Source organism: Microbacterium sp. NPDC060132, from assembly GCF_042729675.1.
GTDB classification, from domain to species: domain Bacteria; phylum Actinomycetota; class Actinomycetes; order Actinomycetales; family Microbacteriaceae; genus Microbacterium; species Microbacterium sufflavum.
In genome coordinates, this window is sequence record NZ_JBHWXU010000001.1 from 1,020,500 (window position 1) to 1,038,314 (window position 17,815).

General features: G+C 71.0%; 20 protein-coding genes. 6 read left to right on the forward strand and 14 right to left on the reverse strand.

What is annotated here, in order from left to right:
* Positions 1-12: 12 nt before the first annotated feature.
* Positions 13-1,302 (forward strand): kynureninase, encoded by a 1,290-nt coding sequence (kynU, locus tag ACFWCH_RS05110; RefSeq protein WP_378803046.1) that lies wholly within the window; start codon positions 13-15, stop codon positions 1,300-1,302.
* Positions 1,303-1,371: 69 nt separating this feature from the next.
* Here the strand turns inward: kynU and ACFWCH_RS05115 are convergent, their stop codons facing one another.
* From ACFWCH_RS05115 to rpsF, 5 genes are all read right to left on the reverse strand, one after another.
* Positions 1,372-2,103, reverse strand: coding sequence for a GntR family transcriptional regulator (locus ACFWCH_RS05115; RefSeq protein WP_136033873.1), 732 nt, complete (start codon positions 2,101-2,103; stop codon positions 1,372-1,374).
* 129 nt (positions 2,104-2,232) lie between these two features.
* Positions 2,233-2,685, reverse strand: coding sequence for a 50S ribosomal protein L9 (gene rplI / locus ACFWCH_RS05120; protein WP_136033871.1), 453 nt, complete (start codon positions 2,683-2,685; stop codon positions 2,233-2,235).
* Positions 2,686-2,696: 11 nt separating this feature from the next.
* Positions 2,697-2,951 (reverse strand): 30S ribosomal protein S18, encoded by a 255-nt coding sequence (gene rpsR, locus ACFWCH_RS05125; RefSeq protein WP_017203799.1) that lies wholly within the window; start codon positions 2,949-2,951, stop codon positions 2,697-2,699.
* A 59-nt stretch (positions 2,952-3,010) separates the two neighbouring features.
* Positions 3,011-3,511, reverse strand: a complete 501-nt coding sequence (locus ACFWCH_RS05130) for a single-stranded DNA-binding protein (protein WP_136033869.1) — start codon at positions 3,509-3,511, stop codon at positions 3,011-3,013.
* Between the two features lie 5 nt (positions 3,512-3,516).
* Positions 3,517-3,885, reverse strand: a complete 369-nt coding sequence (gene rpsF, locus ACFWCH_RS05135) for a 30S ribosomal protein S6 (protein WP_021201450.1) — start codon at positions 3,883-3,885, stop codon at positions 3,517-3,519.
* Positions 3,886-4,110: 225 nt separating this feature from the next.
* On the opposite strand from rpsF, the gene ACFWCH_RS05140 reads away from it, so the two are divergent.
* Positions 4,111-4,815: a hypothetical protein gene (locus tag ACFWCH_RS05140; protein WP_378803047.1), complete on the forward strand. Its 705-nt coding sequence runs from the start codon at positions 4,111-4,113 to the stop codon at positions 4,813-4,815.
* 60 nt (positions 4,816-4,875) lie between these two features.
* On the opposite strand, the gene ACFWCH_RS05145 is transcribed toward ACFWCH_RS05140, so the two are convergent.
* Genes ACFWCH_RS05145 through ACFWCH_RS05165 form a run of 5 tightly spaced genes read right to left on the reverse strand, consistent with a single transcriptional unit; the run spans position 4,876 to position 10,114 of the window.
* Positions 4,876-5,715, reverse strand: a complete 840-nt coding sequence (locus ACFWCH_RS05145) for an ABC transporter ATP-binding protein (protein WP_378803048.1) — start codon at positions 5,713-5,715, stop codon at positions 4,876-4,878.
* The gene (locus ACFWCH_RS05150) at positions 5,708-6,550 is read right to left on the reverse strand and encodes an ABC transporter ATP-binding protein (RefSeq protein ID WP_378803049.1); all 843 of its coding nucleotides are present in this window, start codon (positions 6,548-6,550) and stop codon (positions 5,708-5,710) included. The genes ACFWCH_RS05145 and ACFWCH_RS05150 overlap by 8 nt, the downstream gene beginning before the upstream one ends.
* Positions 6,547-7,458 carry an ABC transporter permease gene (locus tag ACFWCH_RS05155; protein WP_136033863.1) on the reverse strand — a complete coding sequence of 304 codons (912 nt, stop codon included), beginning with the start codon at positions 7,456-7,458 and terminating at the stop codon, positions 6,547-6,549. The genes ACFWCH_RS05150 and ACFWCH_RS05155 overlap by 4 nt, the downstream gene beginning before the upstream one ends.
* Entirely contained in the window at positions 7,455-8,516 is a 1,062-nt protein-coding gene (locus ACFWCH_RS05160; RefSeq protein WP_136033861.1) for an ABC transporter permease, read from the reverse strand. Before ACFWCH_RS05160 ends, ACFWCH_RS05155 begins: the two co-directional genes overlap by 4 nt.
* An 11-nt stretch (positions 8,517-8,527) precedes the next feature.
* Positions 8,528-10,114, reverse strand: coding sequence for an ABC transporter substrate-binding protein (locus ACFWCH_RS05165; RefSeq protein ID WP_136035825.1), 1,587 nt, complete (start codon positions 10,112-10,114; stop codon positions 8,528-8,530).
* A gap of 152 nt (positions 10,115-10,266) precedes the next feature.
* Here ACFWCH_RS05165 and ACFWCH_RS05170 point away from each other — a divergent pair, with 152 nt between their 5' ends.
* A complete protein-coding gene (locus ACFWCH_RS05170; RefSeq protein WP_206252186.1) occupies positions 10,267-10,854 on the forward strand; it encodes an Lrp/AsnC family transcriptional regulator in 588 nt (195 codons plus the stop codon).
* 7 nt (positions 10,855-10,861) lie between these two features.
* Here ACFWCH_RS05170 and ACFWCH_RS05175 read toward each other — a convergent pair whose 3' ends face one another.
* Positions 10,862-11,221 (reverse strand): hypothetical protein, encoded by a 360-nt coding sequence (locus ACFWCH_RS05175; protein WP_206252185.1) that lies wholly within the window; start codon positions 11,219-11,221, stop codon positions 10,862-10,864.
* Positions 11,222-11,299: 78 nt separating this feature from the next.
* On the opposite strand from ACFWCH_RS05175, the gene ACFWCH_RS05180 reads away from it, so the two are divergent.
* Both ACFWCH_RS05180 and ACFWCH_RS05185 read left to right on the forward strand, forming a co-directional pair.
* A complete protein-coding gene (locus ACFWCH_RS05180) occupies positions 11,300-12,271 on the forward strand; it encodes a hypothetical protein (RefSeq protein WP_378803050.1) in 972 nt (323 codons plus the stop codon).
* A complete protein-coding gene (locus ACFWCH_RS05185) occupies positions 12,268-13,377 on the forward strand; it encodes a hypothetical protein (protein WP_378803051.1) in 1,110 nt (369 codons plus the stop codon). Before ACFWCH_RS05180 ends, ACFWCH_RS05185 begins: the two co-directional genes overlap by 4 nt.
* A gap of 216 nt (positions 13,378-13,593) precedes the next feature.
* Here ACFWCH_RS05185 and ACFWCH_RS05190 read toward each other — a convergent pair whose 3' ends face one another.
* Entirely contained in the window at positions 13,594-14,907 is a 1,314-nt protein-coding gene (locus ACFWCH_RS05190; protein WP_378803052.1) for a glycosyltransferase, read from the reverse strand.
* A gap of 63 nt (positions 14,908-14,970) precedes the next feature.
* Here ACFWCH_RS05190 and ACFWCH_RS05195 point away from each other — a divergent pair, with 63 nt between their 5' ends.
* Complete coding sequence (locus tag ACFWCH_RS05195; RefSeq protein ID WP_378803053.1) at positions 14,971-15,609, forward strand: TetR/AcrR family transcriptional regulator; 639 nt, start codon at positions 14,971-14,973, stop codon at positions 15,607-15,609.
* A 12-nt stretch (positions 15,610-15,621) separates the two neighbouring features.
* On the opposite strand, the gene ACFWCH_RS05200 is transcribed toward ACFWCH_RS05195, so the two are convergent.
* Together ACFWCH_RS05200 and ACFWCH_RS05205 are read right to left on the reverse strand one after the other, a co-directional pair.
* Positions 15,622-16,368, reverse strand: coding sequence for a 3-hydroxybutyrate dehydrogenase (locus ACFWCH_RS05200; protein ID WP_378803054.1), 747 nt, complete (start codon positions 16,366-16,368; stop codon positions 15,622-15,624).
* On the reverse strand, positions 16,365-17,744 hold the full coding sequence (locus ACFWCH_RS05205) for an MFS transporter (protein ID WP_378803055.1): 1,380 nt from the start codon (positions 17,742-17,744) through the stop codon (positions 16,365-16,367). Before ACFWCH_RS05205 ends, ACFWCH_RS05200 begins: the two co-directional genes overlap by 4 nt.
* Positions 17,745-17,815 lie beyond the last annotated feature (71 nt).

Below are 17,815 nucleotides of genomic sequence, written 5' to 3' on the forward strand. Positions count from 1 at the left end.
CGGACCCGCCCCATGAGCACCACGACCCCGCCCAGCGCCACGACCCGCCCCGCCCTCGACCGCGCCACCTGCGAGGCGCTCGACGCCTCCGATCCGCTCGGGTCGTTCCGCGACCGCTTCGTGCTGCCGGAGGGCGTGATCTACCTCGACGGCAACTCCCTCGGCGCGCTCCCCCGGCACACCCCGGCGCACGTGCAGCGCGTGATCACCGAGGAGTGGGGCACCGGGCTCATCCGCAGCTGGAACGACGCGGGCTGGTTCGCGAAGCCGCGTACGGTCGGCGACCGGATCGCCCCGCTGATCGGCGCCGCGGAGGGCGAGGTCGTGCTCGGCGACTCCACGTCGGCGAGCCTCTTCCAGGCCGTGGTCGCGGCGGTGCGCATGCGGCCGGGGCGGCGCGTGATCGTCGCCGAGCGCGGCAACTTCCCCACCGATCTGTACATGCTGGAGGCCGTGCAGGAGCTGCTCGGCGGCGGCGAACCCCTGGAGCGGCGGCTGATCGCCGACGACGGCCCCACGCTCGACGACATGCTCGACGACCACGTGGCGGTGGTCGTGCTCACCCAGGTCGACTACCGCACCGGGCGGCTGCACGACCTGGCCGAGGTCACGCGCCGCGTGCAGGCCGCCGGGGCGCTGGTGGTGTGGGACCTGTGCCACAGCGCCGGGGCGCTGCCGATCGACCTGAACGCCGCCGGGGCCGACTTCGCGGTGGGCTGCACCTACAAGTACCTCAACGGCGGCCCGGGGTCACCCTCGTTCCTGTGGGCCGCGTCCCGCCATCACGCCGCCGCCCGGCCCGCGCTCACCGGCTGGCACGGCCACGCCCGTCCGTTCGACTTCACGGTGGACTACGCCCCGGCGCCCGGCATCGAGCGGTTCCGCGTCGGCACACCGCAGCTGCTGTCGGTCGCGGGACTGGAGGCGAGCCTCGACATCTGGGACGACGTCGACCTGGAGCTGCTGCGCGAGAAGAGCCTGCGGCTGACCGAGCTGTTCCTGTCGCTCGTCGACGCCCGGCTCGCAGAGCGCTGGGGCATCGTGTCGGTCACACCGCGCGAGTCGTCCCGCCGCGGCAGCCAGGTGTCCCTGCGCCACGACGACGGCTATGCGGTGATGCAGGCCCTGATCGAGCGCGGGGTCATCGGCGACTTCCGGGCGCCCGACCTCATCCGCTTCGGGTTCACCCCGCTCTACACCTCCTACGCCGACGTGTGGGATGCGGTCGACGTGCTGCACGACGTGCTGGAGACCGAGGTGTGGCGCGAGCCCCGCTTCGCGCGCCGCGGCACCGTCACCTGAGCCCCGGGCTGTCCTGCGCCCGCGGAGCGGTGTGTCGGCGGAGTCGCCCGCCGCGAGTCGTGCGCCGCGTCAGGAGTTGTCCGCGCCCTCCGCGGCCGCGTCGTCGAGCAGGGCGATCACGCCGTCGCGCACCTGGGTCAGGTGGGCCTCCAGCACGCCCAGCGCCTTCTTCGCGTCGCCGGCCGCGACCACGTCGACGAGCTCGGTGTGCGAATGATCGTGCGAGCCCGCGGGCCCCAGCCGCCACCCCAGCACGTAGCGCCCGAGCTTGAGCCGCAGCTGCTCGATCATCTCCCACAGCAGCGGGCGGGCCTGCGCGTCGTACAGGGTGGCGTAGAACTCGGTGCGCGCCTCGACGAACTCGCCGCCCTCGGAGATGTCGTCGGCGGTCTTCGCGAGCTCCCGCAGGCGCTCGACCCGTTCGGGCGTGATCTCCGCCATCGCCAGGCGCAGCGCCTCCTTCTCGAGCAGCATGCGCAGGTGGTAGACCTCCCCGGCCTCCTCCGTGGACAGCGCCCGCACCATCGCGCCGCGGCGGGCGTGGAACACCACGAGCCCGTCGGCCTCGAGCTGGATGAGGGCGGAGCGGATCGGGAGGCGGGAGATGCCGATCGATTCGGCGAGGGTCTCCTGGCGCAGTTTCATTCCGGGCGGGAGCGTGCCATCGAGGATCGCGTCGCGGATGATGTCGTACGCCATCGCGCCGACCGACCGATACCCGGCCCCGTGTCGCTGGGCGAGCTTCTGCAGCGCATCGGCGCGATCCTTCGCAGACGCGGCCGCGTCCCCTGACTTCACCATGGGTCAGAGGCTATCGGATCGAAGCCCTCAAACTCTGCATTCTGGATCCAAGATCACCGAACGCGTCGCGGCCGGAGAACGACGAACGCCCCCCGTCCCGGAGGACGGAGGGCGTTCGACAGACGTGCCTTACTTGGCGGCGACGACCTGCAGCGTGATGACCGCGGTGACGTCCTCGTGCAGTCGCACGGTCGCCTCGTGCTCACCGGTCGCCTTGATGGGCGACGTGATGTGCACCTTGCGCTTGTCGATCGCACCGAGACCGGCGGCCTCGACCGCGTCGGCCACGTCGGCGGTCTTGACCGAGCCGAAGAGACGACCCTCCTTGCCGGCCTTGACCGCGAGGCGCACCTTGGCGGCCTCCAGCGAGTTCTTCAGGGCCACGGCCTCGTCGCGGTCGTGGATCGCACGCGCCTGGCGTGCGGCCTGGATCGACGCGACCTGCTTCTCGCCACCGCGCGTCCACGCGGTCGCGAAACCCTGCGGGATGAGGTAGTTGCGGGCGTACCCGTTCTTGACCTCGACCACGTCACCGGCGCTACCCAGCCCGGCGACCTCGTTCGTGAGAATCAGCTTTGCCATCTCAGTACCCCTTACCGGCCGGCGCCAGCGTAGGGCAGGAGCGCCATCTCGCGGGCGTTCTTGATCGCCGTGGCGATCAGACGCTGCTCCTGCACCGACACACCGGTGATGCGACGGGCGCGGATCTTGCCGCGCTCCGAGACGAACTTGCGGAGGGTGGCGACATCCTTGTAATCGATGACACCGACCCGGATGGACTTCGCGGGGGCGGCGTTCTTCGCGCCCTTCCGCGGCTTGCGGCGGTCGCCGCTCGACTTTCCAGCCATTGCTCTTCCTTAGTGATGATGATCGGACGCTGCGCGCTCGCGCGCATCCGGAGAATTGATCAGAACGGGGTGTCGTCGCCGAAGCTGCCCGGAGTGCTCCAGGCGTCGGCGCTGGTCGACGAGCCGGGCGTGGACCACGGCTCCTCCGACACCTGCTGCTGCTGCGGACGGGACTGCCCGCCACCGCCACCGCTCGAGGCCGCACGGGTGACCTGCGCGGTCGCGTACCGCAGCGAGGGGCCGATCTCGTCGACCTCCAGCTCGATCGCGGTGCGCTGGTTGCCCTCGCGGTCCTGGTAGGAACGCTGACGCAGACGGCCCTGCGCGATCACGCGCATGCCCTTGGTCAGCGAGCCCGCCACGTGCTCCGCGAACTCGCGCCAGACCGACGCGCGGAGGAACAGCGCTTCGCCGTCCTTCCACTCGTTCGCGGCACGGTCGAAGTTGCGCGGCGTCGATGCGATGGTGAAGTTCGCCACCGGCAGCCCGTTCTGCGTGTACCGCAGCTCGGGGTCGGCCGTGAGGTTTCCCACCACGGTGATGACGGTTTCGCCGGCCATGAGACTTAGGCCTTCGCAGCCTTGGCGGCCTTGCGGGCAGCCTTCTCTTCGGAGCGCTTGGCCTCGGACGCGATCATCGCCTGAGCCTCTTCCGCGCGCAGGACCTTGGTGCGCATGATCTGCTCGTTCAGCTTGAGCTGACGGTCGAGCTCCTGCGTGGCGGCGCTGGTCGCGGTGAAGTTGACGACGGCGTAGATGCCCTCGGTCTTCTTCTGGATCTCGTAGGCCAGACGGCGCTTGCCCCAGATGTCGACGTTCTCGATCGAGCCACCATCGTTGGTGATGACCTTCAGGAACTTGTCGAGCGTCGGGGCGACCTGGCGCTCGTCGATCTCGGGGGTCAGAATGACCATGAGTTCGTACTGGTGCGTCACTTACCCACCTCCTTCGGACTAGAACGGCTCTCGGGACTTTCCCGGGAGCAGGAGGGTGTGTGCACGTGCCCGCCCGTGGAACCCGAGTGGGTGCCGGAAGGCAGACAACCTCGACAGTCTAGCGGACATTCCTCCGAGCCGCCTCCCACCGATCGGCCCGCGGCTTGGCATGCTGGAGGGCGTGCCCGATGACCGTCATCGGGCACATGACTGGAGGGGGGCGCCATGCGCGTCAACAAGTGGGGGGTCGGCGTCGTTCTCGCCGCCGCCGTCATGCTCACCGGATGCTCGGCGGGCGGATCGGACAAGCCGGCCGACGCGAAGCCGAGCACGGCCGCATCGCAGGAGGCCGACGCACCGGCCACGGACTGCCCCGAGCTGGCCGAGGGCGCGACCGTCGACGGCACGGCGCTCGGCACGTGCATCGCCGACGCGATGGCCGACTCCGCGGGCTACGCCGCCAAGACGAGCGTGCTGGGCATGGAGAGCACCGCCCGCGTGAACCCCTCCGAGAACGCCCTCGAGTCGATCTCGCCGATGGGCTCGATCGTCGCGATCGGCGACGACGTGTGGGTCAAGTCGCCGTCGAGCGACTGGCAGCCGGCCGACCCGGACTCCAGCGACCCGATCATCGCGGGCCTCAGCACGAGCGCGGCCGACGTCGCCGCCATGGACCCCGCCGCCGCGGCCGAGGCCCTCGCGGGCGACTTCGCCGTGAGCGGCACCGGCGAGCGCCTCGGCCAGAAGGTGTTCCTGATCACCGGTTCGGTCGACCAGCAGGGCACGACGGTCGACGTGGCGTTCGAGGTCACCGCCGACTACGTCAACCTCGCATCGAAGAGCACCGCGTCCGTCGAGGGCCAGTCGCTGGAGATCGCGATGGAGATCACCGAGTGGGACGTGAAGCAGGACATCGTCGCCCCGGTGTGATCCGGGGATGACACGAAGGGCCGGGGCATGCGCCCCGGCCCTTCGTCGTCCGGCCCGGCGTCAGTAGGCGACGGGCGGGACCTCGGCCCACACGGCGCGGTCGTCCGTGGAGGGGGCGTCGGGGATGCGGCCGGCGCCGTCCGGCTCGGGGATGGCCGCGAGCAGGGCCTGCGTGTAGGGGTGCTGCGGCGCGGACCACAGCTGCTCCGTGGGGCCCGACTCGAGCACCCGTCCCGCGAACATGACCAGGGTGCGATCGGCGATGCGGCGCACCACGGCGAGGTCGTGCGAGATGAAGAGCATGCCGGCGCCGGACTCGGCCACCAGGTCTCGCATCAGTCCGGCCACGCTCGTCTGCGTCGAGGCGTCGAGCGCCGAGATGGGCTCGTCCGCCACGAGCAGCGAGGGCCGCGCGGCCAGGGCCCTGGCGATCGCGATGCGCTGCTTCTGCCCGCCCGAGAACTGGTGCGGGAAGCGGGTGCGGACGTTCGCGGGCAGCCCGACGCGTTCGAGCCACTCCTCCACGGTGGATCCGGCGGCACCGCGCGCTCGGGCGGTGGCGATGCCGTCGGAGATCTGGTCGCCGATGCGTCGGCGAGGGTTCAGCGAGGTCGACGGGTCCTGGAACACCATCTGGATCCCGGTCAGGGCGGTCGACCGGCGGCGGATGCCGAGCGGAGCGACCGGGGCCCCGCGGAACTCGACCGTGCCGGCGGCGGTCTTCTCGATGCCGACGACGGCGCGGGCGAGGCTCGACTTGCCGCTGCCCGACTCGCCGACCAGCGCGACGGTCTCCCCCGCGGCCACGCGGACCGACACCCCGTTCACGGCGATCACCGGCGGATTGCCCGGGTAGCGCACGACCATGTCGCGCGCGTCGAGGACGCTGACCTCACTCATGCGCATCCTCCTCGATCGGGTCGACCGCATCGACCTGGTCCGTCGCGTCGACCGTGGGCGCCTCGATGCGCGAGCCGGGGAGGGCGGCGAGCAGCATCCGCGTGTACTCGTGCTGCGGGTGCAGGAACAGGGTCTCGCGGTCGGCGAGTTCCACGATGCGGCCGTCCTTCATGACCGCGACGGTGTCGGCGATCGCGCTCATCACGCCGAGGTCGTGCGTCACGAGCAGCACGGCGAGGTTCCGTTCGATCGCGAGGTCGCGCAGCAGCTGCAGGATGCCGGCCTGCACCGTGACGTCGAGCGCCGTGGTGGGCTCGTCCGCCAGCAGCACCTCGGGGTCGCACGCCAGGGCGCACGCGATCGCGATGCGCTGCCGCTGCCCGCCCGAGAACTGGTGCGGGTAGCGCTTCAGCGCCTCCGCCGGGTTCGGCACCTGCACGGTCTGCAGCAGCTCCACCGCCCGCTCGCGCGCCGCGGCGCCCGTGAGGCCGAGGTGCACGCGCATGTGGTCGGTGAGCTGGCGGCCGACCGGGAGCTGCGGGTGCAGCGACGCCGACGGGTCCTGGAACACCATCGCGATGCGCTTCCCGCGGATGCGGTTGAGGCCGCGGCGCTTCAGGCCGAGCAGCTCCTCCCCCGCGAGGGTGATCGAGCCGCCCGTGCGGGCCTGCCGCGGCAGCAGCCCGAGCACCGCGAGCGAGGTGAGGGTCTTGCCGGAGCCCGACTCGCCCGCGAGGCCGTGGATGCGCCCGGCCTCGAGCTCGAGCGACACGCCCTTCACGAGCGGACGGCCGATGTCGACCGTGAGATCGCGGATGCTCAGCGCGGCGGTCATGCGGGCACCCCCGTCGCGGAGGCCTGGTGGTCGGCCTCCTTCTCGTGCGTGACCTCGGCGGTGGGGTCGAGCACGTCGCGCATCGCATCGCCGAGGAAGTTGAACGCCAGCACGACCGTGAGGATCGCGAGACCGGGGAACACCCCGAGCCACCAGGCGTCGAAGTTCTGCATGGCCCCCGAGATCATCGACCCCCACTCGGCGGTGGGCGGCTGCGCGCCGAGGCCGAGGAAGGAGAGGCCGGAGAGCAGCAGGATCGCGGCGCCGATGTCGAGCGTGGCGAGCACGAGCACGGGCCCGGCGATGTTGGGGAGGATGTCGACGAACAGGGTCCGCAGCGGCGAGTGGCCGAGCAGGCGTCCGGCGATCACGTAGTTCTGTCCGCGCAGGCCGAGCACGATGCTGCGGGTGACGCGGGCGTACTGCGGCCACGACACCACGATCGCCGCGATCACCGCGTTGAACAGCGACGGGCCGAGCGACGCGGCGACCACCATCGCGAGGATCACGGTCGGGAACGCCATGAAGAGGTCGGTGATGCGCATCAGCGTCTCGTCGACCGCGCGGCCGAAGTAGCCCGCGACGGCGCCGATCAGCGTGCCGATGATCATCGCCGCGATCACGAGCATGAGCGCGAGCGGCAGGCTCACGGTCGCTCCGGTCATGAGTCGCGAGAAGATGTCGCGGCCGTTGCCGTCGGTGCCGAGGATCGTGTCGATGCCCGGCTCCTGCAGTCGCGGCAGCACCTGCGCGTTCGGCGGGTACGGCACCCACCACTGCGCCGTGAAGGCGATGACGATCCAGGCCGCCGCGATCACGGTGCCGATGATGCCGAGCGGGGTGCGCCAGGCGCGGGGCCAGCGGAAGCGGAAGCGCCAGGGGCCGGCGGCGGCGTCGATGCGGCTCATGCGATCCTCACTCTCGGGTCGAGCACGCCGTAGAGCAGGTCGACGATGAAGTTGATGAGGAGGTAGATGACGCCGACGACCAGGCCGACGCCCATGATGCCGGGCAGGTCGAGGTTCGCGGCGGAGTTGTAGGCGTACGTGCCCAGGCCCGGCCACGCGAACACCGACTCCACGAGCACGGTGCCCGACAGCAGGGCCCCGAATGCGACGCCCACCACGGTGAGGATCGGCAGCGAGGCTCCACGGAGCACGTAGTCGAGGATGACGCGCATGGCCGGGAGGCCCTTGGCGCGGGCGGCCCGCACGTAGTCGCTGCCCAGCACCTCCAGCACCGACGTGCGGATGAACCGGGTGAGCAGGCCGATGGTCACGAGCGAGAGCACCATGACGGGAAGAGCGAGGTGGGCGAGCGCATCGAAGAAGCCGACGCCGTCGCCGTTGAGCAGGTAGTCGACCGTGTAGAGCCCGGTCACGCGCGGCGGCGGGGTGATCGACGGCGAGATGCGACCGGAGCCCGGCGCGATGCGCAGCTCCAGGAAGAAGACGTAGAAGCTGACCAGCGCGAGCCAGAAGGTGGGGACGCTGAGGCCGACGAGGGTGACCACGCGGATGACCTGGTCGGTGACGAGGCCCCGGCGGTAGGCGGCGAGCGTGCCGAGCACGATGCTGACCGCGAGGCTGACGATGATCGCCCCGATCGCGATCTCGATCGTCGCGGGCACCGCGGTGGCGAGGTCGCTGGTGACCGGGCGTCCGGTCACCAGCGACGTGCCGAGGTCCCCGCGGAGCAGGTTCCCCATATAGATGAAGTACTGCACGAACAGTGGCTGGTCGAGTCCGTTCGCCTTGATGAACGCCTCGCGGGTCGCCGGGTTCTGCGACGCGCCCTCACCGAGGGCGGCCGAGACCGGGTCTCCCGGCACCAGGTTGGTGAGCGCGAACGTGACGATCGTCACGCCCACCAACAGGAGCAGGGAGGTCCCGGCCCGCCGCAGCAGGTATCCGACGAGAGGCGAACGGCGCCGCTGCGCCTGCCTCTGCACGGCCACTGTCGTCATGGAAGGTCCGTTCAGCCGGCCGGGGCGATCTCGGCGATGTCCATCTCCCACACGGAGTTGTACACGGCACCGGTCACGTCGCTCGCGGAGGAGATGTTGCGGCCGGGGACGATGAGCGGCACGAACGGACCCTGCTCCTGCATCGCCTCGGCGAACTCGGTGAACGCGGCCTCGCGCTGCGCGGGGTCGGTGGCGCTCGCGGCACCCGCCGCGATGCCCGCGATCTCCGGGTTGGCCTCGGCCGCCCAGCCGGCGCGCAGGCCGACCTTCAGACCGGGAGCGAAGGGGAGGAAGTTCGCCGAGTCGGCGTAGTCCGGACCCCAGAACCACAGGCCGAAGCCCTCGGTGCCGTTGACGTACGCGTCGAGCTCGGTCGCGAACGGGGCCGGGGCGAGCTCGACCGTGATGCCGGCGTCTTCGAGCTGCGCCTGCACGCGCTCCGCGAGCGGGGTGAACTCCACGCCGCCGACCGGGTAGTCGTTCGGGAACTGCAGCTTCAGCGTCTGGCCGGTGTAGCCGGCCTCGGCGAGCGCGGCCTTCGCCTTGTCGAGGTCCTGCTCCACGCCGCCGTCGAGCGCACCCTCGAATCCGGGCGGGATCACGCCCGTCGCCTGCACGGCGCCCGCACCGGCGAGCTCGAGCAGGGCGTCGTAGTCGAGTGCGTAGCGGATCGCCTCGGCGATCTTCACGTTGGCCAGCTCGCCGGCCACGGCGGGCGACTGGTTCAGCAGCAGGAAGATGGTCTGGCCCGACGGGACCGAGTCGACCGTGATGTCGTCGCCGAGGCCCGCGACCTGGTCGCCGTTGAGGTCCATCGCGACCATCGAGTCGCCGCCCTTGAGGTTGGCGAGCTGCGTGGCGCTCTCCGACACGTTGCGCACGACCACGCGGCTGTAGGCCGACTTCTCGTCGCCGTTGTACTCGTCGTTGCTCTTCAGGACCACCTGCGAGCTGAGGTCGAGCGTGTCGAGCACGAACGGCCCGGAGCCCGCGGACTCGCCGTCGAGGAACTCCTGCGCCGAGTCGGTGCCGTCGATCGCGCCGCCGTTCTCGATCACCACGTCGGAGTTCACGATGCCGAGGGCCGGGTTCGCGAGGATGGCCGGGAGCTGCAGCAGCGGGGTCTCGGACGTGAACCGGATGGTCTTGTCGTCGACCTCGGTGATGGTGAGGCCGCCGAGCAGGAAGTTGGGCTTGGCGTCTTCCATGCCCTGGATGCGCTGCAGCGAGAACACGACGTCCTTCGCCTCGACGGGCGAGCCGTCGGAGAAGACGCGGTCGCCCTCGAGCGTGAAGGTGAACTCGGTCGCGGCGTCGTTCTGCTCCCACGAGGCGAGACCGGGGACCGGCGTGGAGACGTCGGAGCCCTCGAAGTCGACGAGGGTCTCGTACAGGGCCTTCGCGATCATATTGCCGGTCGGGTCGTAGGTGTGACCAGGGTCGGCGGTCTCGATCGAGAACGCGGTGTCGATGACGAGCGAGTCGGAGCCCTGGGACGCGTCGGAGTTGTTCGCCGAGTTCCCTCCCGAGCAACCCGCGAGCGCCAGGAGCGCGACGGCTCCGAGCGCGATGACCGGCGTGAAACGGCGTGACGACATGAGGGCCTCCAAGGGCGAGGAGTACATTCGGGTTCCGGTGATGTCCGATGTGGACGACCGGTGATCAGATTCGCATCATATGCGACGATGTGTCCAGCAAGTGCGGGTCACATCGGCACGCTTTGTCCAGAACCTCGGATGTCAGGAGCAATATGTCCAGCAAGGATGCGGATCCGTCGAAGCTTTCTGGACGAAGTGCCGCCCCACTGGATGAGACGGCGTACAGAATCCTCGATGTGCTGCGTGATAACGGTCGCGTCTCGATCGCCGCACTGGCCGAGAAGGTCGGCATCTCCCGCGCCAGCGCGTACACCCGGGTCGAGTCCCTGGTGCACGACGGCGTCATCACCGGCTTCAGCGCCCGCGTCGATCACGCCAAGGCCGGACTGTCGATCGGCGCGCTCGTGTTCGTCACGGTCATGCCGCAGGCCTGGGCCTCGTTCCGGGAGCGCATCATCGAGATGCCCGACGTGGAGTGGTGCGCCATCACCACGGGCGAGCACGACGCGATGCTGCTGATCCGCGCGGTCGACGTCAGCGGGGTGCACGAGTTCTCCACCGGGGTGATCGCGCAGCTGCCCGAGGTGCGCACCGTGGTCAGCGTCGTGGTGCTCGACGAGGTGGTCCGCCGCCCCTACCTGCTGCCCGCCGACCTCCCGGAGCGCGACACCGAGGTGCCGCTCGGCATGACCCGCTGGACGCCCGCCTCCCCCGGCCGCGACACCCTCCCGCCCCGCTGACCCGGGGTCAGGCGGCGGGGATCTCCTCGACCACGCTCAGCTGCGGCAGGCCGTGCATCTCGTAGTGCTCGACGAGGCGGATGCGGCCGTCGTCGGTGAGCTCGAGCTCGCTCTCGCCGTCGCCGGTGACGACGGTGCCGTCGGTCTTGAGCACGTGCACGAACGACACCCAGATGGTGTCGGCGGTGCGGGTTCCGACGAACTTGCCGAACGTGACCGTGTCGCCCTCGTACCCGCCCCAGATGGCGCCGTCGCGCTCGAAGTACTCGAAGATGCTGGGGGCGTCGGGGTCGACGGCGGAGGTGGTGGACGACACCATGCGGAAGCGTCGGCCGTCGAGGGAGGGAAGGGTCGCAGTCGCAGTCACCCCTCGATTATGGAGGATGCCGCAGACGCCGCCGCGCGGGAGGCCGGGCGCCCGGGCCCGGCCGGTACCGTGGGTCGCATGGAGTGGATGGCCGACCCGAGCCCCGGCGCCTGGCTGCGCGACCGCCTCGACGACGACGTGACCGCGAGCATGCACGGCGTGGTGCCGCGCGGGTTCCCCGCCTACGCGCGCGTGTTCCATCCGGGGGTCGTGCGCTCCCTGCCCGACCGCCCGTACCCCACCCCCGACGAGTGGGAGCGCCTGCCGGAACCCGAGCGCCGCCGGCTCGACGCACAGTTCTCCGGCGAGCGCGTGACCTGGGCCGACACCGCCGCGGTCTTCGGCACCACGATGCACGCACTCGCACAGTGGCAGCGGATCGTGCGCACCCCGGTCGAGGGCGACTGGCGCACCCGGATCGGCCCGGACGGGCGCGAGTACAACGCCCCTGCGGAGGGGGAGCTCGACCCCGACCTGCTGTCCGTGCTGGCGGGCCACCTCGCCGCGCACACCGCGACACCCGACGCGGGGGTCGCGGCGCTGTGGGAGGGATGGGGCGGGCTGGTCGGCTTCTTCGGACAGACGCCGTCGCGCGCGTTCCTCGGGTTCGACGACGACCCCCACCACCGGGCGATGCTGGAGCGCAGCACCCACGATCCGTTCAACAACGGCTTCCGCAAGCCCACCTGGCAGGAGGGCATCCTGTCGCGCGAGATCTCGGAGGGGCCCCGGTTGCGGCTCCCCCAGCGCGACCACGTGCCGTTCACCGCCGGAGCATCGGAGTTCGCCGATCCGGACTGGGTCCTGCGGGCGCCGTGGCGCGACCTCGCCGCCGAGGAGCACGGGTTCCCGCCGTCGGCGCAGAGTCCGAGCCTGCTGTGGCCCGACGACCGCGCCTGGGTCCTGGTCTCGGAGATCGACTTCGACTCGACGATCGTCGCGGGCTCGCCCGAGCTCGTCCGCGCGATCTGCACGGACGAGCGCCTGGAGGCGCTGGCCCTGCGCGAGGGCGCCGACCTCACGTGGGACGCCGACGAGGTGAACCGGTGACGGCGCCCGCTCCGGCGCCGAGCTTCGACGCCCGTCCCCTCACGGAACCGGTCGACCCGGCCGCCGTGCGCGCCTTCGCCGCCGAGCTGCGGTCGCGGCGCACATCGGGCATGGCGGTGTCCTCCATCATCGCGATCGTCGCCGTGTCGATCGCCGGGCTGGTGATGCTGCCGATCCTGTTCACGGTGGTGCTGAGCCTGGCCGCATCCACCGGATCCCCCGGCGCGGCCGCGATCCCGCTCGTGCTGATCGTGCTGCTCGCGGCCGCGGTCGGCGTGCTCATCTGGATGGCCGTGCGCAACGGTCAGGCCACCCGCTACCGGCTGCACCGCTTCGCCCAGGCCAACGGCATGACGTACGAGCCGCGCGTGGACGACCCGCCGCTGCCCGGCATGATCTTCCAGCTGGGCCGGTCGCGCCTCGCCACGGACCTGGTGCGCGGCAGCCACCCGCGGTTCGTGGAGTTCGGCAACTACCAGTACACGGTGCAGTCGGGGAAGAACTCCACGACCTACCGCTGGGGCTACGTGGCCGTGAAGCTCGACGTGCCGCTGCCCAACATCGTGCTCGACGCGACGGGCAACAACGGCTTCGGCTCCAACCTTCCGGCGTCGTTCCAGCGGGCGCAGCGGCTGTCGCTCGAGGGCGACTTCGACCGGCACTTCACCCTGTACTGCCCCGAGGGCTACGAGCAGGATGCGCTCTACCTCTTCACGCCCGACATCATGGCGCGGTTCATCGACAACGCCGCACAGCTCGACGTGGAGATCGTCGACGACTGGCTGTTCCTGTACACGCAGCGCAAGGCGTCGACGCTGGATCCGGCGACGTGGGCGTGGCTGTTCGGCGCGGTCGGCGCGCTGCTGACGAAGTTCGACCAGTGGGCGCGATGGCGCGACGATCGGCTGGCTGCGCAGGGGACGCCGCCCGTCACGGCGGGATCCTCCGGCGGGCACGCACTGCCGTTCGCTCCGCCGGTCGGCCTGCTGACTCCGCCGCCGGGCGTCGCGCCGCAGGGACGACGCCTCAAGCGCACCGGGACGTGGCTTCCCCTGATCGTGGTGATCGGCTTCGCGGCGTTCTGGTTGCTGACGCGCTGGAACTGACCGCGTGCGAAGTGGGGGTGGGTGTCGTCTGGGGATCGACTCCCACCCCATCCCCCCTCGAGATCGAAAGGAATTCCGACGTTCCCTCCGCATGACGGCGATGCCGTCTCGCCCGCCAGGTCAGCTGGGGACTGACACCGGGAGGCGCCTACCCAGGATGGTATACCGGTCGACGTTGCGTCCTGTTGCGTCCATGCGCCGGAATGGACCGCTCGTTCAGCTCTCCGCGACGGTCTCCCGCGCCGGCCACGACCGCGTCACCCGGTCGAGCACCCCATCCAGGGTCGACCACGCATCGGCCGAGCGCATCGACGTGCCGATGCGCTCCGCCGCCACGCGGAACGACGGCTGCGCCAGCACGCGGTGCACGGCCGCGGCGATCTGGGCGGACGCCGGGGTGTTGGTGCGGAGGTTTACGCCGGCGCCCGACCAGCCCACGCGCGCCGAGACCTCCACCTTGTCCTCCGTCTGGCCGGCGACGACGATCGGCACCCCGTGGGCGAGGGCCTGCTGCACGCCGCCGTACCCGCCGTTGGTGACCAGCACGTCGATCTTCGGCAGCAGCCGGTCGTACGGCAGGTACTCCGCCACCCGCACGTTCTCCGGCAGGTCGGCGGGAAGGCTGTTCCTCGGGCGCCCGCCCGTCGTCACCACCACGAGCAGGTCGGACGGCGCGAGCCCGTGCACCGCGGGCAGCACGAGCTGGGTGAAGTCGGAGTTGGCGATGGTGCCCTGGGTGACGTGCACGACCGGGCGGTCGCCGTCGAGGTCGTCCCACCAGTCCGGCAGCGGGGCGTCGGACGCGGTCGTGGGCAGCGGTCCGGCGAAGTGCACCGTGTCGGGGAGGTCACCGCGCGGATACTCGAACTCGGGCACCGTGAACTGCACGTAGGCGTCGGTGCGTCCCGCCCAGTCCAGCACGAAGCCGCCGAGGTCGCGGCCGACGGTCTGCCGCGCCATGTCGTCGGCATCCCGCTGCACCCCGCCGAAGATCGCGCGCTCGGCGACGAGCCGCAGGGCCGCGTTGCGCAGGCGCCCCAGCGGCCCGCGCATCGGGGTGACGCCCAGCCCGAACGGCGCGGTGTCGACGCTGCGGGCTCCGAGGGGGAAGATCCCGAGCGCGATCACGGGCGGCCGCTCGGCCGCGGGCAGGAGCTGCAGCAGCGCACCCCCGACGAAGAGCGGCTCGGTGAGGACGGCGTCGATGCGACGGGAGGCGAGCTCGGCGCGCACGGCCGCGAGCTGGGCGGCACCGGGCCGCACGAACAGCGTGCTCATGTCGAACCGGAGTGCTGCGGGGCCGGTGAGACCCGCACGCTCGGGGAACGCGCCGTCGGCGTCGTCGAGGTCGACGTCGGCCTCGGGCGGCAGCGGAAGGAAGCGGGCGCCGCTGGCCAGCACCCGGTCGGCGTAGCGGGCGCTGGTGAGGAATCCGACCTCGTGCCCGGCGTCGACCAGGTGCCGGGCGACCTGCAGGAGGGACAGCACGTGACCGTGAGCGGGAGTGCAGGTGAGGAGGTAGCTGGACATGGCGTGCCTTCGGTTAGGATTGACTGTACCGTCGAAGTATTCATCACCCCCTGAGGAAAGTCAATGGCTGAAGCCGCCCCGCGTGCCTACACGTCCGCCCTGCGCACCCGCCAGGCCCAGGAGACGCGAGCGCGCATCGTCGCCGCGGCCGCCCGCCTCTTCGCGTCGCAGGGGTACCAGGCGACCACGATCGCTGCCATCGCCCGCGAGGCCGGGGTGTCGGCCGAGACCGTGAAGACCACCGCGGCGAAGGCCGAGCTGCTGATCGCCGCGTTCGAGGTGACGTTCTCCGGGTCGGAGGCCGCGGAGTCACTCGTGGAGACGGAGGTCGCCTCCGGACTGCTCGACCTGCCCGACGACGCATTCCTCGACGGCGTGCTCACCCAGATCACCACGGCCAACCAGCGCGGGCACGGCCTGTGGACCGTCCTGCTCGGGGCCGCGCTGTCCGACCCCGTCGTCGACGAAGCGCTCCGCCGCATCCTGGACAACCGGGCGGCGGACTACCGCGGGTTCGTGGCGGAGCTGGTGCGGCGCGGCATCGCCCCCGCGGCCACCGACACCGACGCGACCGCCGATGCCCTGTCGTTCCTGCTGTCGCCCGAGAGCTACCAGCAGCTGGTCGCGCAGTCCGGGTGGACGCCCGCCCGCTACGTCGACTGGCTGCGCACGACGGTGCTCGCCGAGGTCACACGACCCTGACGCGCTTGCGCGTCAGCGCGCCGACCAGCCGCCATCCATCGTGTGGCTTGCTCCGGTGATCATGCCCGCCGCGTCGCCCGCGAGCCACAGCGCGAGCGCCGCGACCTCCTCCGGTTCCACCAGCCGCTTGATCGCGGACTCGGTGAGCAGCACCGATTCCAGCACCTCGTCCTCCGCGATGCCGTGCAGCCGCGCCTGATCCGCGATCTGCTTCTCCACCAGCGGCGTGCGCACGTAGCCCGGATTCAGGCAGTTGCTCGTCACCCCGTGGGCCGCGCCCTCCAGCGCCGTGACCTTCGACAGGCCCTCCAGCCCGTGCTTGGCCGCGACATACGCCGCCTTGAACGGCGAGGCCCGCAGGCCGTGCACGCTCGACACGTTCAGCACCCGCCCGAACCCTCGCTCGTACATGCCGGGGAGGGCGGCGCGGATCAGCAGGAACGGCGCCTCCAGCATCAGCCGCAGGAGGAACGAGAACCGCTCCGGATCGAACTCCTCGATGGGGCTGACGTGCTGCACGCCCGCGTTGTTCACAAGGATGTCGGTGTCGATCCGCACCTCGGCGAGCGCGGCGACGTCGGACAGGTCCACCTGCCACGCCTCCCCGCCCACCTCCGCCGCGAGGGCCCGCGCCGCGTCGCCGTCGATGTCGGCGACGGTCACCCGGGCCCCCGCGGCGGCGAACGCGCGCACGCACGCGGCGCCGATCCCGCTCGCTCCGCCCGTCACGAGGGCCCGGCGTCCGGACAGATCCGTCATGCGGTGGCCTTCTCCGCGTCCAGCCGCGCCGCGGTGCGCGCCGCGTCCTCGTCGTCGATCGCCTGCAGGGAGATCCCGGTGGTCTCGCGCAGCGACAGCACGGCGATCGCCGTGACCACGCAGGCGATCACGATGTAGATCGCGATCGGCAGCCAGGAGCCGAAGTCGCGCAGCCACTGGATCGCCAGGATCGGGGCGAGCGAGCCGGCGAGGATGGCCGTCACCTGCGAGCCCAGCGAGACGCCCGAGTAGCGCATGCGCGTCGGGAACAGCTCCGCCATCACGGCCGGCTGCGGCGCGTACATGAACGCGTGGAAGCAGAGCCCGATCGTCACCGCCAGCACGATCAGCACCGGGTTGAGGGTGTCGAACAGCGGGAAGGCGAAGAACGCCCACGTCGCGCTGAGGATCGCGCCGGTCAGGTACACGGGCTTGCGGCCCCAGCGGTCGGCGAGCCGGCCGAGCTGCGGGATGACCGCGAAGTGCACCACGTGTGCGATCAGCAGCGCCAGCAGCAGCTGGCTGGTGTCGTACTCGTGCACGGACTTGAGGTACACGATCGTGAAGCTGACGACGATGTAGTAGACGATGTTCTCCGCGAACCGGAGGCCCATGGCCTGCACGATGCCGACCGGGTAGCGGCGCAGCACTTCGACGACGCCGTAGGAGGTGGCCTTCTCGGTCTCGACCTGGGCCTTCGCCTCCAGGAAGATCGGCGCCTCCTCCACGTGACGGCGGATGTAGTAGCCGACGAGGACGATCACGGCGGACAGCCAGAACGCGATGCGCCAGCCCCACTCGAGGAACGCGGCGGAGCTCATGACCCACGAGCTCACGAGCAGCACGAGCGTGGCGAGCAGGTTGCCCACCGGGACGGCGGCCTGCGGCCAGCTCGACCAGAACGCACGCGAGCGGTCGGGGCTCTGCTCCGCGACCAGCAGTACCGCGCCGCCCCACTCGCCGCCGACCGCGAAGCCCTGGATGAACCGCAGGGCCACGAGCATCGCGGGGGCCCAGTAGCCGATGCTCTGGAACCCGGGCAGGCAGCCCATCAGGAAGGTCGCGGCGCCGACGATGATGATCGTGGCCTGCAGGGTGGGCTTGCGGCCGAAGCGGTCGCCGATCTGCCCGAACACGATGCCGCCGAGCGGGCGCGCGATGAAGCCGACCGCGTAGGTGACGAAGGCGGCGATGATGCCGTCGAGCGGGGAGCCGGTCGCGGGGAAGAAGTAGGTGCCGAACACCAGGCTCGCGGCGGTGGCGTAGAGGAAGAACTCGTACCACTCGACGACGGTGCCGGCCATGGAGGCCGCGACGACGCGCTTGAGCTTCGACGGGGGTGCGGCGGTCGGGGATGCAGCAGTGGGGGATGCCATGTCTCTCCTTCGGGTGTCGACGGTGACACCTCCCGACCAGTGTCGGCGGGCGCTAAGGCTGCAGCAATGCC